Below are 14,729 nucleotides of genomic sequence, written 5' to 3' on the forward strand. Positions count from 1 at the left end.
GTGGTAACGCGATAAACGCCATTCTCGGATCGTACGGGAATGGCGTTTGTTCTTTTTTATTGCCAGTGGCATTAGTCTTGCATTAAAAATCGATATCCGATGCCTGGTTCAGTCTGGATGAATCGCGGCTGAGCAGGATCTTCGTTTAATTTTTTGCGCAAATGTCCTATATATACCCGTAAATAATGGCTGTCCGATTCGTTGTGATGACTGCCCCACACCTGCTGCAGCAATTGGCGCTGGGTCACGATTTTGCCTGCATTGGAGGCAAGCACCTTCAGCATGTCGTACTCGGTCGGGGTCAGCTTGATGGGCATGCCCTCCAACTCCACCTGCCTTTGGGCAAGGTCAATGGTCAAAGCGCCGCAGCGCAATACGGGTTCGTCGGCCGATTTGGCTGCATGGCGAAGCGCAACCCGGATGCGGGCGACCAGTTCGCCCATGCCGAAGGGTTTTGTCACGTAATCGTCGGCACCGCCATCCAATGCGGCGATTTTATCTTCCTCCCGGTCCTTGGCCGTCAGCACGATGATCGGAACCTGCGACCACTCACGAATCCGCTTCAGCACATCCATTCCAGACATGCCAGGCAAGCCTAGATCAAGCACAACCAAGTCGGGATGCATGATTCCGGCTTGAGCGACGGCTTCTTCCCCGTCCATGCATTCATGGATTTCGAATTGATGCGCTTGAAGCGTCACCTTTAACAGTTTACGAATTTGCGGTTCGTCATCCACGACCAAGATGCGTGCACCTTGCGATGCCGTCATGTGCATTCCTCCTGTCCCTCTTCTTTTCCCGTCCCGAGAAATCCCGTGTCTGCCTCATCCAGCGGCAAACGGATGACCATGCGCGTGCCGCCGTCCGGATTGGCTTCCGCCGCAATCGTGCCGCCATGCACCTCGACGATGCCTCTGCAAATAGCCAGCCCTAGCCCGCTTCCGGTGACGTGCTTCGTGGAATCCGAACGGTAAAATTTCTCGAACACCCGCTCGCGTTCCGCTTTCGGAATGCCTGGACCTTGATCGGCCACGGTAATGACCAGCCAACCCTCCCCGGCATCCATCGCGACCGAGATGACGATCTCGCTGGGATTCGGCGAGTATTTGATCGCATTGCTGAGTACGTTGACCAGCATCTGTTCCAGCAAAACTTCATCGCCGGAAACGAATGGCGGCTGATCGGGCAGCTCCAATCGGATTATCCGCTGCTGCTTATACTGCTGCACTTGCGCCAACACTACGCTTAACATATCGCCCACGTCGCACATGTTACGCCTGAGCTGAAGCATGCCGCTTTCCAGCTTGACCATCTCGAGCAGGTTCGTCACCAGCCGGTTCATGCGCATCGCCGCATCCCGAATGTTGGCCGTCAGTTCGCGCCGATCTTCGGCAGTAAAAAGCTCCTCATTTTCCAGCAGGCCAGTGGATGATCCCATAATGGCCGCGAGCGGCGTACGCAGCTCATGCGACACCGAATCGAGCAGGGCGGTGCGAATGCGCTCCGACTCGGCCGTCATCTGGGCCAAACGCGCTTCCTCCGCCAGCTTCACTCGGGCAATCGCGCTTGCTGCCAGATCAGCACAGGCTTCCAGCAAACGGCGTCTTTCCGGCAAACTGCCGGGATCGGGCAGTTCCATGTTCACCGCAAGCACGCCATGTACCTGTTCTTCCGTGCGCAGCGGCACATAGGTTCCGGAGGCTTCCCGCAAGCTCGAAGATCCCCTGCCAGCCATCTGCCCGTGAACAAGCACCCATCTGGCGATGGCCAGCTCCGATTCACTGGTTCCCCATTCAGGTTCTCCAGGTCTTGCAGGCGAAGACGACGCCTGCAATTCCCCTTCCGCATCGGGAAGATAGAGTGCCGCCGGGGCGTTCAGCATCTGCGACACCTGCCGAGCGATGCTGGATAGCAATGTTTTCATATCCGTTATGGCAGTAATCTGACGGCTCAAGCCATAGAGAAGACTGGTGGTCGCTTCACGCTGCCTTACGGTCTCCAACTGCTGCCGGAGCTTGCCCGACAGGGTAGCCGTAAGGATGGCAACCGCCAAATATACGGCAAAGGAAAGAATGTATCTTAAATCTTGCACCTTGAAGCTGAAATAAGGCGGGATAAAAAACAGGTCGAATGCAGCCGCGCCCAGGCTGGCCGCATATATTGCCGGTCCAAGTCCCCAATAGACCGCGCTGACCAATACGGGAAACAGGTAGACTAGCGCGGCGTTGACCATATCCCGGCTTAACCCGATCCAGTCGATCAGCGCGGTCAGCAACGCGATGGCGATCGTTACCCACGCATATGCCGACACGCTGCCCCATGTATGGGGCAGCTTTTGTTTTTCCAGCCGTGCTTCATGCTGGTGATCCCTATTATGTTCCTGCACGATTCGCCGACACCTCACCCGCTTCATGATCGTAATCGGCCACAATGAGCACATCCATGTGTCTGGACAACCGGATAAGCCGGCTAACCAGCGATCCGGTTCCCTGATACCGGTTGAAATGCCAACCGAGCCGGGCCTGCCCGACGACCAGCTGCGTTGCCTTGGCCTCGGCAGCCTTGTTCGCCAATATCATCGGCACATCCCGCAGACGGTCTGCCGAATGCACATGAAACCGGCCTCCCAGCCTGACTGTCAGCTGCTCCAACGCTTCAAGCCGGCCCGCCTGTTCTTTCGCCGTACGGCCTACCTGTACATGATGTACGTGCCAGGCGGCCTTTAACCGATATGCCGTACGAAATCCGCGCCGAATCAGCAATTCGGCATGCGCGCCGACGCTAACGCATACAAAAACGACTTCCTGCCGCCGCCAAGGGCCCCGCAGGGCATTTCCCCGTCCTGCCGACTCCAGCCGTTCGTCTACGTCGTCGGCCAGCTCGCGCAAAGCCAATTCCCGCAGGGCAATCAGGTTGCCCACGCGAAAAAAATGATTCAGCGCCTGTCCCACCTTGGCTGCTGCATAGATTTTACCTTCCCGCATGCGCTGCCGCAAGGCCTCGGGCGCAACGTCGATCAGCTGTACCTCATCGGCCATTTGCATGATCCGATCAGGCACCGTCTCCCGCACCCGGATGCCTGTGATATGCTCCACCGCATCGTTCAGGCTTTCCAGATGCTGCACGTTGACGGTCGTAATGACAGAGATACCTGCGTTTAATAGCCGGATCACGTCCTCGTACCGCTTTTTGTTTCGGCTGCCAGGCACGTTGGTATGCGCCAGTTCATCCACGAGCACCACTTCCGGGCACAGGCGGAGGATTGCGGCCGTGTCCATTTCTTCCAGCTCGGCACCTTGATATTTGAGCTTTAAACGTGGTATGAGCGGAAGCTGGCCGATCTGCCCCAACGTCTCCGCCCGGCCATGCGTCTCCAGCAGACCGATGCGTACGTCGATGCCTTTGCGCAGCAGGTCATTGCCTTCCCGCAGCATCATGTAGGTTTTGCCTACGCCGGGAGCGGCCCCGATATACACCTTAAACTTGCCGCGACGGATTTGCCCGATCTGTGCCTTCATTTCCGTATCGGTCAACCTGCGATACGTTCGGGCATCCGCATCAGCCAGCCGGGCAGGAAGCACGCGCTCGCCATCCCTTCGGGCAGTATCGGCCAGAAGGAACAGATCGACGCCTTGCACCTTGCGCAGCAATGAGTTCACGAACGATCCCTGCCAGAGCTCCTGCATGCGGCTCTGGCGCGAGTGACCCATCACGATCCGGGTGATGCGATGCCTTGTCGCATAACGCGCCAGCACGGACGGAATATGCCTCCGATGCAGAGCGCGCAGTTCCTCGAACCGGCCTCCGAACTTTTCCACCAGCTTGACCATGTTCCGCCGAAAGGCCGCGGCCTCCTTGGTGAGCGGCTGCTTCCCCATGCGAAATGTGACGGCGTACAACTCTCCGTTCAACCGCTTGGCAATCTGCTGCCCCCGTCGGATATAGATGGAACCGTTCCAGTGATACTGGCTGGATACCAAAATGCGCTCCATGCTGCCTGTCATGACAGGGGTACCCGTCTCCTCCTGATGTTCGCGCAGCGATTCGTTCACCTCTTCAGCCATAAGACGCAGCGCTAATTCACGCAAAATGCCCAAGTTGCCGTGGTGAAATACAGCATGGTTCTCATGGCCCCTCAGATGCCCTTCGGCAAGCCTGTTTAATATCGCCTCTGGCGTCACGTCGATCAGCTTCACCTCATCGGCCAGTTCCAGCGTGTCGTCTGGCACCGTATGTTCCACGGACACCCCCGTCAATTGGCGGGCGAGCTTGGTATATCCCTCCAGCTCATATACATTGACTGTCGTAATCACGCTGATGTTATGCTGCAGCAGCCAGCGAATGTCCTCCAGCCGCGTGGCGTGTCGAGCACCGCGCCGATTGCGATGAGCGAGTCCGTCCACGAGCACCACTTCAGGATTGCGCTCCAGCAAAGCTTCCAAATGGAGATCTTTCATCACTGCACCGTCCCGTTCACGCAGCCAGTGAATGCTCGGGATGCGTTCCAGCGCCCCCAGCTGCTCCTCCGTCTCTGGGCGCTGCATCGTCGAAACGGCACAAATGACGACATCCACTCCCTGCTCGCGAAGCATGTTGCCTTCCCTGAGCATATGATACGTCTTCCCCGAGCCGCTCACCGGACCGATGTAAATTTTCAACGTGCCCTGCTGTAACTTGTGGATCATCCTTAGAATATCCTCCGGAGATCGACGCTTGAAGCTTTCGTCCAATAGGCTCACCCCCATCCTTCAAGTTTGTGACGCAATTTGGCCAAAAAACGGAGAAGCCTCCCACCGGCTCGCGCCAGGGGAAGGCATGTATATCCAGCCCGTTCAGAGACTGTGGCGGCTCTATTCCAATCCGTTTCAATTCCGGATTATTCCATCTCCGCCAAGAGGGCCAGGTTCAATTCGGTCACGTTGACCCTCGGCTCCCCGAACATACCCCACTGCCGTCCTCGAATTTGCGCGTTCACCAGTTGATTCAGCCGCTGTTCGTCCAGTCCGGTAGCTTGGCTGATCCGGGGGATTTGGGCTTTGGCCGCTTCCGGAGAAAGATCGGGGTCAAGTCCTGAACCTGAACCGGTCACCAGATCGGCGGGAACCGTTTGGAGTGCCGGATTTTCTTGCTTGATCTCCGCAATCTTGGTCATCATCTCGTCCGTATACTCCTCTGATGCAACAGCCCGGTTGGAGCCAGCTGAAGCGGCAGCGTCGTATCCGGCACCGGATGCCCTTGGTTGGAACAAACCCGGCGAGGCCACTTTCTGTGCCAGCAACGAGGAACCGATCACCTTACCCTGCTGCGTAATCAGGCTGCCGTTCGCCTGAGCCGGAAATAGCAGCTGTGCAACGGCTGTCGTTGCAAGTGGGTAAATGACACCGCATAACAACATTAAAACTAAAGACAGTCGAAGGGCGATCACTGTCATTTTCATCGTGTTTCACATCCCAAACGTGTAATGGTTCCAGCTCTACTCTTATACAAAATTCAGTCCCGACAACACCAGGTCGATCAGCTTGATGCCGATGAACGGTACGATGACGCCACCGATGCCATAGAGCAAAAGGTTGCGGCCAAGCAGCCGGTCGGCCGACATGGCGCGATATTTCACGCCGCGCATGGCGATTGGAATGAGCAGCGGAATAATGACGGCGTTAAATATGAGCGCCGACAGGATTGCCGACTGCGGCGAAGCCAGGTTCATAATGTTCAGCGCCTGCAACTGAGGCATAGCGGCAATGAACATCGCCGGAATGATCGCGAAATACTTGGCAATATCATTCGAAATCGAGAACGTGGTCAGCGCCCCCCGGGTGATCAGCAGCTGCTTCCCGATGGATACGACGGACAACAGCTTTGTCGGATCGGAGTCGAGGTCGATCATGTTGGCAGCTTCCTTCGCCGCCATCGTCCCCGAATTCATCGCCAGGCCCACATCCGCTTGAGCGAGAGCAGGGGCGTCGTTGGTTCCGTCTCCTGTCATGGCGACGAGCTTGCCTTCTTGCTGTTCCTTTTGAATGGCACGGATTTTGTCCTCCGGTTTCGCTTCGGCGATAAAATCGTCAACACCGGCTTCCAGCGCAATCGTAGCAGCCGTCAGCGGGTTATCCCCCGTGCACATGATCGTTTTGATGCCCATGGAGCGCATTTCCTCGAACTTCTCCTTAAGTCCCGGCTTCACTGTATCTTTCAAATAGATGACACCGTAAATCCGGTCATCGATGGCCACGGCAAGCGGCGTGCCGCCTGCTTTGGCAATCCGGCTTGCGATATCGTCCAGATCGCCAGGCACCCGTCCGCCGTGAGCCGCGACATGGCGTTTAATAGCATCGACTGCTCCTTTGCGAATTTGCTGTCCATCAGCCATGTTGAGCCCCGACATACGCGTCTCTGCGGTGAACTCTACGCTTTCGGCCGCAGCATACTCGGCCTCGTTCCACTGTTCGCCCTGGCGGCCCGCCAACTCGACCACAGAGCGCCCCTCCGGTGTCTCGTCCCGCACGGAAGCCCGCAGCGCCGCTCGGGTCATCTCTTGCACGGTTACGCCCTGTACGGGCACGAATTCGGATGCCATCCGGTTGCCATAGGTGATCGTTCCCGTTTTGTCCAGAATCAGCGTATCGATGTCTCCTGCGGCTTCCACCGCTTTCCCTGACATGGCAAGCACGTTGTACTGGGTGACGCGGTCCATGCCCGCAATGCCGATAGCCGAGAGCAGCCCGCCAATCGTCGTTGGAATCAGGCAGACCAGCAGTGCGATCAGCGTCGCTACGTCAAGATGGATGCCCAGATAATCGGCCATCGGAAACATCGTCATAATGACGATCAGGAAAATCATCGTCAGCACCGCAAGCAGGGTAGTCAACGCGATCTCATTCGGCGTCTTCTGGCGCTGCGCACCTTCCACCAGCGAGATCATGCGGTCGAGGAAAGACTCGCCTGGATCGGTCTGCACCCGCATAACGATGTAGTCCGAGGCTACTCTCGTGCCGCCCGTGACCGAAGAGAAATCACCGCCTGCTTCCTTAATAACAGGTGCGGATTCCCCCGTGATCGCCGATTCGTCGATCGACGCGAGCCCTTCAATAATCTCGCCGTCGGTCGGTATCATTTCGCCTGTTTCTACGCGGACGATATCGCCTTTTTTCAACTGGGTCGAGGAAACCTGAAGCGTCGTGCCGTCTTTCTGCACCAGTCTGGCCGTTGTATCGGACTTCGTTTTGCGCAGCGTATCTGCCTGCGCCTTGCCTCTGCCCTCGGCGAGGGCTTCGGCGAAGTTGGCAAACAACAGCGTAAACAGCAGGATCAGAAATACCGCCATGTTGTACGCCCGCCCTCCCTCGGCCGCTGCAGCAAACAAATCGGGCTTGATACATAACAGCAGCGTAATCAAGGTGCCTACTTCGACGATGAACATGACCGGGTTTTTGATCATCGCCACCGGATTCAGTTTCCGGAATGCATCAATCATTGCCCGTAGCATAATTTCCTTGTTCATTAACCGCCCCGGCTTCCCGGTGTTCCCGGGCTGAAGATGGCCGTTCTCTCCTCTCACGGCACCTGCCGCAAGCAGCTCGTTGTTCATTCCTTCCATTGTGCGCTCCCTCTTTCATGGATTCACTATCTTCGCAGGTCGTAACTTCCTATTTTGTTGTCCCATCGTAGCGTCATCTGATTAATGCAGGCGAACGCTATCCGACCGACATAGCCAAATGCTCTGCAATCGGCCCAAGCGCCAATGCCGGGAAAAACGTCAAGGCTCCAATGACCACAATGACGACCACCAGAACGCCGGCAAACATCGGTGTATTTGTGCGCAGTGTACCCGTTGTTACCGGAACAATTCGTTTGGTGGCAAGCGATCCGGCAATGGCAAGCAGCGCAATCATGGAAACGTATCTTCCCAGCAGCATCACTACGCCGATGCCGATATTATAAAAGTCCGTATTCGCATTCAGCCCGGCAAACGCGGAACCGTTATTGGCCGCTCCCGAAGCAAATGCGTACAACACCTCGCTGATTCCATGCATTCCTCCATTGGAAATGGACGCCATGGCGTCAGGACTCAGGAAAGCCAGCGCCGTAGGAGCCAGAATGATCAGCGGATGAATCAGCAATGCAATGGATGCCAGCTTGATTTCCTTCGCTTCAATCTTTTTGCCGAGAAATTCAGGCGTCCGGCCAACCATCAAACCGCAGATGAACACGGCCAAGATCACATACAGCAGACCGTTTAGAAGCCCTACGCCTTTGCCGCCGAACACGTTGTTCAGCATCATCTGGGCCATGGGGACCATGCCTCCAAGCGGTGTCAACGATTCGTGCATATTGTTGACTGAGCCCGTCGTCGCCGCCGTCGTAACTGCGGTGAACAGCGCCGATTCGGAAATGCCGAGCCGCACTTCCTTGCCCTCCATGTTTCCTTGGATGCCCGCTGCCTCAAGTGCAGGCACGCCGCGATATTCGGATACGAATACCGTCGTCAACATAACAAGAAACAGTGCGCTCATCGCGGCGAATAAAGCCCATCCTTGCTTCTTGTTGTTCGCCATGATGCCGAAAGCGTACACCAGTGCCGTTGGCAGCAGCATCATACAGACGATGTGCACCAGATTGGCCAAAGCTGTCGGCGTCTCGAACGGGTGAGCCGCATTGGTTCCGAACCATCCTCCCCCGTTCGTACCCAGGTGTTTGATGGATTCCAGTGAAGCCACCAATCCCCGCGTAATCGTCTGTTCGCCCCCGTCCAGCGTCGCTGCACGGACAGCTCCGGCCAACGTCTGCGGGACACCCTGAAATACGAGAAACAGCGCAACGAGCACGCTCAGCGGCAAAAACACTCTCGTAATGGCACGCACCATGTCCACATAAAAGTTTCCCAGTTCATTCTTGCGGCCTACCAAGCCGCGTATGAACGCAATCGCCACGGCAAAGCCGGTTGCAGCTGACGTGAACATCGGAAACGTCACGGCCAACATTTGCGACAGATACGATAGAGCATTTTCGCCCGTATACGACTGCCAGTTGGTGTTGGTCATAAAAGAAACTGCCGTGTTAAACGCCTGTGCCGCAGGCATGTTGTCGATCCCGTCCGGATTGAGCGGCAGCCACTTTTGCAGCCGCAACACCAGAAACATCAGGATCAGCATAACCATATTGGAAAGGAGAACGGCCGACAGGTATTTTTTCCACCCCATCGTTTCATCTTCCCGTACCCCCATCGCCTTGTATAACAAACGCTCCGGACCGCCAAAGATCCGGTCAAGCCATGTCCTTTGCCCGCCAAACACCTTTACCAGATAACTCCCCATCGGTTTCACCAGCAGGATGATGATCAGCAGCGTGACTGCCACTTGCAACCAACCTGTACTCATTCCATGTGTCCTCCCCAATTCGCACTTGCAACACCTGCCATCAGAACTTCTCCGGCTTCGCCAGCACATAGCCCAGATACACCATCAGTGCCAGCGCGATCGAACCTACAACGACCATATCCGGTCCCTCCCTTTCTTCCCCTATGCCTTCTCACAAAAATTCATAAATCCCCAAAACAGTGCAAACATCAGCACCGTCAACGCAATCATCGTGACGTCGTTCACCATCCGGATTTCCTCCTTTTTCTCCTGCTCGCATTGAAATTTTAATACGGAACCGTGTAAAAATGGGGTAAAGATTGGACCGGCAGCGCGTAAAAAAAGCGTAAAAATGCAAAAAAAGAACCCTTCACTCCAGCTGCAACCCAGCTGAATAACGAACAGGTTCATGTTTAAGGTCGATTTTTCGTTGCTCAAAACGGTTCTTGCGCCCATTGCAACAGCTTCTTCTTGGTGATCTTCGAATGGGAAGCGTGATGGAGAACCTTGCCCTCGCTGAGCAGCAATACCTGCGGCGATTCATGGCGAATCTCCGTTTCTTCAGCGATCCGGCGGGACAACGGACGACTTTCGATCACATCCACCATCCGATACTCCATATTCTGTACCGGATTGGCGCCATTCGCGCTGACAAAAGCGGCAAATTCCCGATACGCACGCGCGCTGACGGGACAAGTTGTACTATGCTTAAGGATGAGCACAGGGTGGTCATCTGAACGGCGGAGTGCCTCCTCCCAATCGTCTGTTTTATATATCTCCGCAATCTGCCCGCTGAGCAGACGCTCCGAATCGGCAAGCGCTCGTTTGCTTACGATTGAACCAACGAAAATACCAAGCGCTGCCCCAAAGGCGACGCCGAGCGCGATCTGATCTGTGACGACGCCAATACAGGCCCCGATGGCAACACCTATGCTGAGCCATAACGCCTGATGGTTCACCTGTTTATCCACAAAGATCATCCTTCCCCCAACGTTATCGGAGCGCCGATCTCTTAGAAGGCATCCTCCGCATTCATTCGTCCTCTTTCCAGAAATTATATCATAGGCCTATGGATAACGGAGGTAATTACTCATCTCACCCCCTGTTTTTGTGTTACACTATTTGTAATTTGGATACGCTGAAAAGGGATAGAATTGAACGGGAAAAGGAGATTTTTTGATGACATATGCATTCATGATTGAGCCGGATTTTTATACCCCGCTGCACACGGATGAAGAACGCATCGAAAAGTGCCAAGAGTGGGGGCTGCTGTCGGACAAGGCGACCAAGCTCAAAACATTTTATTATAAAGGGAATGGTCTGAACGTGCCTTGCACCATCGTTGGTTTCGTGGATCACATGGCCGCAGTCATTCAGCTGGACAACGACCAGAAACACTGCATTCATCCCGCTTATCTCAAGGAAATGCAGGCCTCGGGCTTTAAAGGCACGCTCGCTGCAGCGCCGGACAAAAAAGCGGGCACGCCAGGCGTGGTGGACGGCAGCGAGACAAGCTCCGTCGAATCCTCATCCGATGACGGACTTGTTTCGGACGCAGAATCGTCTGATTTGGCAGGCAACAATTCTTCCGCCACGGAAGAACAGCCCTCCGCCACTGACAGAGCCATCGCATCCACTGCCAGCCTGCCAGGCGATCCGGACGGGCTGGTCGAAGAATACGTGTCTCCCCAATCGGCATCCGCATCGGAGGACAAACCGAAGGCCAAAACCGCGAGCAAAGCCAAGGCAGCCAAACTCGATTTGCCGGAAGGCAAGGTCAAAATGACCGCGGTCGTGAAGGAATTTACGACGGTGCCAAACCATTTTGCCGACAATGACGACGAAGTCATCATCTATGAAGCCGTCGCGATTCTGGAACCGGATATGCTCGAAGTGGGCGAGGCTTGGTCCAGCCACAGCGCCACGATCAAAAAGCTGGACCTTGAAGTCGGTGATACGCTGACGTTTGACGCCAAAATCATCAAAAAGAAACTGGCTAAACACCCCGTGCCCTACAAGATCAACAATCCGTCCAAAATTCAGAAACAGTAGGGTCGAAAGCAGCCAACATGGGAAATAAAACGTCTATCGACGTACATTCATACAAGACAAATAAGCCTCCGAAAACAGCGCCTATCAGGGCGCTGCTTTGGAGGCTTATTTGTTTCCTCACTGTTTCCCTGCCCAGCAGCAGCGGGGGACATTAAAGACCGAATTAAGCTTGGACAGGCTTTGCGCTGATCTGGAATCCCACGCCGAACTTGTCCGTAACCTGGCCGTAGGCCGGGCTCCAGAACGTTTCCTGTACCGGCATGGTGACCGTTCCGCCTTCTTTCAGTTTGTCGAAAATGCGGCGGGCTTCCTCGGCCGTATCCGTATTTACGGTGACCGTGATGTGGTTGCCCACGGTATGCTCCATGCCAGGAAGGGTATCAGAAATCATGAGCAGGGAGCTGCCGATCTGCAAGGATGCATGCATGACCCAGTCCTTCGCCTCATCGGGAATCGGATGCTCGGGATTTGGCGGCATATCGCCAAATGTTTTCAAATCCAGCACTTCGGCACCAAATGCTTCTTTATACAGTTCCACTGCTTCGCGTCCGGTTCCATTGGTTACAAGGTACACATTCAGACTGATCGACATTCGTTTCCAGCTCCTTTAAACTCACGGATTATATGGCTCAATTCACTTGCGTCAAGAGTATATACCAAGGCTTGTCCACCTGACAAGCAGTGAAATTCGAGTCGGCCACAAGGTAGGATGTTCCAAGTTCCTAACGTTTATGCTCCGCGTCAAAAACGAAAAGAACTGCCCGCCCGGTTAAGCGAAGCAGTTCTGATAAAGGGTGTACGGCTGGCTAAGTACATGCATTGCATAAGGATTATGATCTGTTACGGCGGTAGTCTACGCCTCGTTCCAGAACCGGCGCAAATTGTCCATGGCGATTTTGGACGCGGCACTTCTCTAGTTTCAGCTTGTTATCCTTCCTTTGACAAGGTAGCTCGTTTTACAATTTGGGTATTTTGAGATCGATAACACTTATCGTTTTTATCGAGACTTGCTCTCACTATTTTCGGCTTCTTTATTTTAGTTTCAGAAAAAGGAAAACCACGTGAGTTACGGTTGATCTTATACTTTCCAAGACCTTTTTCTGTGAGAAACAGCACATTATCTGTAGCCACTCTGCCTTCACTAATCTCTACCATTTTCCATAAATCATACTTATCCAAACCCATTTTATTCAATAATTCTTTGATATCCGGTCTACCACTTGAATATGTTCTTCGTTCTAACAAATGAGGTGGGGTCTTAGATTTAACCTCTTTTGTAAGGCGTGGATACTTACAAGTAGATAAGTTGTATGGCTTATAGTGGTAGGTCTCTCCATCATAAGAGATCGTTGATAATAGAACAGGATTTTGTTCCATCTTGACTACGTAGAACTTTTGAGTCATTTCACAACCTCCTAAACCATTTTCAGCATTTCAAGTCTCCAACCAACACAGTAAATAATACATCTTAATATATCATCATCAACGATGCCTTTAAAACGATTTACCACTTTTTCCACATCACTCATCTGTAATGAGAGGAATACAGGTATCACATTTTCCCATACCAATGGATAACGATCCTTTAGATAATATACCAATTCCAATAATTTAGCGCGTTCTACTGGTATTCGGGCTTGAGACATTAAATCGAAAGCGTAATTATGCAGACTGTTCAAATCAGTCAAAAAAGCCTTTGCTCGAGCAGCGCTTATTCCGTAACACAATGATGCAGCATTATCATAGAGAGGAGAGAGTTCTCCCGTTGAAGTGTGAATTGCGAAATTACCGAAATGTCTGTCACGATTACCGATGACATAATCAAATATAAACATTTTTATGATATCAAACCGAGCATTGCCTAATATAAAACCACTATTAATACGTTGTTCTATGCTATCTATGGAATACGTTGTATCAAATAGAGCATTGGTCATAACAGTCATCGTGTCTCCAAACTCGACGATACCGCCCAAATCATAGCACATAACTCCCTTAGCGCCATGGTAGGTCCCATATTCACAATCCATACAAGGTATGCCAAGCAATTGCGCGATATCCTTGGCGATTACTTCAGTCCACTCTTCACCAAATTTAAATAAACCTTTTTGAGAACCATCCGTAAGCCAGAGCTTTTTGGTTACGCCTGTTACGGCTTCCCCTGTTTCTTGCCAATTGGAAAAATCCAAAATGGTACACCGCCTCCTGTTACAGGCAAATATGAAATCGGGTGCGAAAAATTCATTGTTAATTAGTGTGAATTTATGAACAAACTAATGCTACCTTTGCTACATTTTATTATATTACATTATTGATTAATTCGGACGATAACCAAACATTATTTGAAATTTTGATTATACAATCAGAATAACAAAAAGGAACTGCGCAACCGCAGTCCTTTTGTATAATTCACCGATATTGCAATTTAATACATATTATTTGTATATCACGCCTCGTTCCAGAACCGGCGCAAATTGTCCATGGCGATTTTGGACGCGGCTTTGCACTCCTCCATGCCTTCGAATTCCACGGTAACGGCTCCGTCATAGCCCGAGTCCTTGATCAGTTTGACGATTTTGCGGATCGGAAGATCGCCTTGTCCCACGATCGCCCCGCGCATGTAATTGCCATGGGATGTGGTGAACCATTCGCCTTCGCCCGGATTTTCGTCGAACGGACGCACATAGAAATCTTTGAAATGAACGAGGGAAGCATACGGAAGATTATTCATGACTCCAACAATCGGGTCCTCGTCCACACACAGGAAGTTGCCGACGTCCAGCGTCGTTTTGAAATTGGGCCGATCCACGGCATGCAGCACCCGCTGCACCCGGTCGCTCGCCTGCACGCTGAAACCATGGTTTTCGATCGTCGTTGTAATGCCGAAGCCTGCAGCATAATCGGCAATCAACTGGCTGCCCTTCACCATGAGCGGCAAATGCTGGTCGAACCAGGCAATCGTCATGTGCTCTTTCGGCAGCTTGAACGCTGTGACGTCGTGCCGCATATGCTTCACGCCCATCCGATGAACCACGTCGACGTGACGCTTCACCCGGGCAACCTCTTGCTCGAAGGCTTCCTCCGTCTCCTGCACGAAATTGGCGGGCATCGAATAATTGGACAGCTCAATGCCTGCGGCAGCCGCACGCTCCCGAATAGCGTCAGCCAGTTCCGGATTGTCCTCCACGGTATAACCGTATGGAACCATCTCCATGTGTTCGCCGCCATTTGCGGCAATCCAGTCGATCACGTCCAGCACCGTCATGCTCCCTGCGTTCAACTCGTTCAGCAGGCTGTAGGTACTCAGGCCGATTTTCATAT

At 53.3% G+C, this 14,729-nt stretch carries 14 protein-coding genes; 1 reads left to right on the top strand and 13 read right to left on the bottom strand.

The features are described from left to right. Window positions 1-71: 71 nt before the first annotated feature. The 9 genes from RSX24_RS24960 to ytxJ all read right to left on the bottom strand — a co-directional run bounded on the left by RSX24_RS24960 (window position 72) and on the right by ytxJ (window position 10,327). A complete protein-coding gene (locus tag RSX24_RS24960; RefSeq protein WP_339275608.1) occupies window positions 72-770 on the bottom strand; it encodes a response regulator in 699 nt (232 codons plus the stop codon). Then, window positions 767-2,386, bottom strand: coding sequence for an ATP-binding protein (locus RSX24_RS24965; protein ID WP_343262074.1), 1,620 nt, complete (start codon window positions 2,384-2,386; stop codon window positions 767-769). The genes RSX24_RS24960 and RSX24_RS24965 overlap by 4 nt, the downstream gene beginning before the upstream one ends. Continuing rightward, entirely contained in the window at window positions 2,373-4,685 is a 2,313-nt protein-coding gene (locus tag RSX24_RS24970) for a histidine kinase (RefSeq protein ID WP_343262075.1), read from the bottom strand. The genes RSX24_RS24965 and RSX24_RS24970 overlap by 14 nt, the downstream gene beginning before the upstream one ends. 191 nt (window positions 4,686-4,876) lie before the next feature. Beyond that, window positions 4,877-5,437, bottom strand: a complete 561-nt coding sequence (gene kdpC, locus RSX24_RS24975) for a potassium-transporting ATPase subunit KdpC (RefSeq protein ID WP_343262076.1) — start codon at window positions 5,435-5,437, stop codon at window positions 4,877-4,879. 42 nt (window positions 5,438-5,479) lie between these two features. Beyond that, window positions 5,480-7,501: a potassium-transporting ATPase subunit KdpB gene (kdpB, locus tag RSX24_RS24980; RefSeq protein ID WP_343262124.1), complete on the bottom strand. Its 2,022-nt coding sequence runs from the start codon at window positions 7,499-7,501 to the stop codon at window positions 5,480-5,482. 193 nt (window positions 7,502-7,694) lie between these two features. Then, a complete protein-coding gene (gene kdpA / locus RSX24_RS24985; protein WP_343262077.1) occupies window positions 7,695-9,377 on the bottom strand; it encodes a potassium-transporting ATPase subunit KdpA in 1,683 nt (560 codons plus the stop codon). A gap of 40 nt (window positions 9,378-9,417) precedes the next feature. Beyond that, the gene (locus RSX24_RS32365; protein WP_356724286.1) at window positions 9,418-9,495 is read right to left on the bottom strand and encodes a potassium-transporting ATPase subunit F; all 78 of its coding nucleotides are present in this window, start codon (window positions 9,493-9,495) and stop codon (window positions 9,418-9,420) included. A 23-nt stretch (window positions 9,496-9,518) separates the two neighbouring features. Beyond that, on the bottom strand, window positions 9,519-9,794 hold the full coding sequence (locus RSX24_RS24990) for a hypothetical protein (protein ID WP_343262078.1): 276 nt from the start codon (window positions 9,792-9,794) through the stop codon (window positions 9,519-9,521). Continuing rightward, complete coding sequence (gene ytxJ, locus RSX24_RS24995; protein WP_343262079.1) at window positions 9,791-10,327, bottom strand: bacillithiol system redox-active protein YtxJ; 537 nt, start codon at window positions 10,325-10,327, stop codon at window positions 9,791-9,793. Before ytxJ ends, RSX24_RS24990 begins: the two co-directional genes overlap by 4 nt. Window positions 10,328-10,535: 208 nt before the next feature. Between ytxJ and RSX24_RS25000 the strand changes: the two genes are divergently transcribed. Next, entirely contained in the window at window positions 10,536-11,408 is an 873-nt protein-coding gene (locus RSX24_RS25000) for a hypothetical protein (protein ID WP_343262080.1), read from the top strand. Between the two features lie 163 nt (window positions 11,409-11,571). Here RSX24_RS25000 and RSX24_RS25005 read toward each other — a convergent pair whose 3' ends face one another. From RSX24_RS25005 to RSX24_RS25020, 4 genes are all read right to left on the bottom strand, one after another. Continuing rightward, window positions 11,572-12,000, bottom strand: a complete 429-nt coding sequence (locus RSX24_RS25005; RefSeq protein ID WP_236420321.1) for a VOC family protein — start codon at window positions 11,998-12,000, stop codon at window positions 11,572-11,574. Between the two features lie 335 nt (window positions 12,001-12,335). Continuing rightward, window positions 12,336-12,812 carry a hypothetical protein gene (locus tag RSX24_RS25010; protein WP_343262081.1) on the bottom strand — a complete coding sequence of 159 codons (477 nt, stop codon included), beginning with the start codon at window positions 12,810-12,812 and terminating at the stop codon, window positions 12,336-12,338. Between the two features lie 11 nt (window positions 12,813-12,823). Next, window positions 12,824-13,597: a HipA domain-containing protein gene (locus RSX24_RS25015; protein ID WP_343262082.1), complete on the bottom strand. Its 774-nt coding sequence runs from the start codon at window positions 13,595-13,597 to the stop codon at window positions 12,824-12,826. 257 nt (window positions 13,598-13,854) lie between these two features. Beyond that, window positions 13,855-14,727, bottom strand: coding sequence for a sugar phosphate isomerase/epimerase family protein (locus RSX24_RS25020; protein ID WP_343262083.1), 873 nt, complete (start codon window positions 14,725-14,727; stop codon window positions 13,855-13,857). Between the last annotated feature and the right edge of the window lie 2 nt (window positions 14,728-14,729).

The organism is Paenibacillus hubeiensis (assembly GCF_032334105.1).
GTDB classification, from domain to species: domain Bacteria; phylum Bacillota; class Bacilli; order Paenibacillales; family Paenibacillaceae; genus Paenibacillus; species Paenibacillus hubeiensis.

What these genes read in the sequence shown, in the direction of transcription:
- RSX24_RS25020 (WP_343262083.1), bottom strand. Translation starts at nt 14,727, where the DNA reads ATGAAAATCGGCCTGAGTACCTACAGCCTGCTGAACGAGTTGAACGCA.
- RSX24_RS25010 (WP_343262081.1), bottom strand. Translation starts at nt 12,812, where the DNA reads ATGACTCAAAAGTTCTACGTAGTCAAGATGGAACAAAATCCTGTTCTA.
- kdpA (WP_343262077.1), bottom strand. Translation starts at nt 9,377, where the DNA reads ATGAGTACAGGTTGGTTGCAAGTGGCAGTCACGCTGCTGATCATCATC.
- kdpC (WP_343262076.1), bottom strand. Translation starts at nt 5,437, where the DNA reads ATGAAAATGACAGTGATCGCCCTTCGACTGTCTTTAGTTTTAATGTTG.
- RSX24_RS25005 (WP_236420321.1), bottom strand. Translation starts at nt 12,000, where the DNA reads ATGTCGATCAGTCTGAATGTGTACCTTGTAACCAATGGAACCGGACGC.
- kdpB (WP_343262124.1), bottom strand. Translation starts at nt 7,501, where the DNA reads ATGAACAAGGAAATTATGCTACGGGCAATGATTGATGCATTCCGGAAA.
- RSX24_RS25000 (WP_343262080.1), top strand. Translation starts at nt 10,536, where the DNA reads ATGACATATGCATTCATGATTGAGCCGGATTTTTATACCCCGCTGCAC.
- RSX24_RS24960 (WP_339275608.1), bottom strand. Translation starts at nt 770, where the DNA reads ATGACGGCATCGCAAGGTGCACGCATCTTGGTCGTGGATGACGAACCG.
- RSX24_RS32365 (WP_356724286.1), bottom strand. Translation starts at nt 9,495, where the DNA reads ATGGTCGTTGTAGGTTCGATCGCGCTGGCACTGATGGTGTATCTGGGC.
- RSX24_RS24970 (WP_343262075.1), bottom strand. Translation starts at nt 4,685, where the DNA reads ATGATCCACAAGTTACAGCAGGGCACGTTGAAAATTTACATCGGTCCG.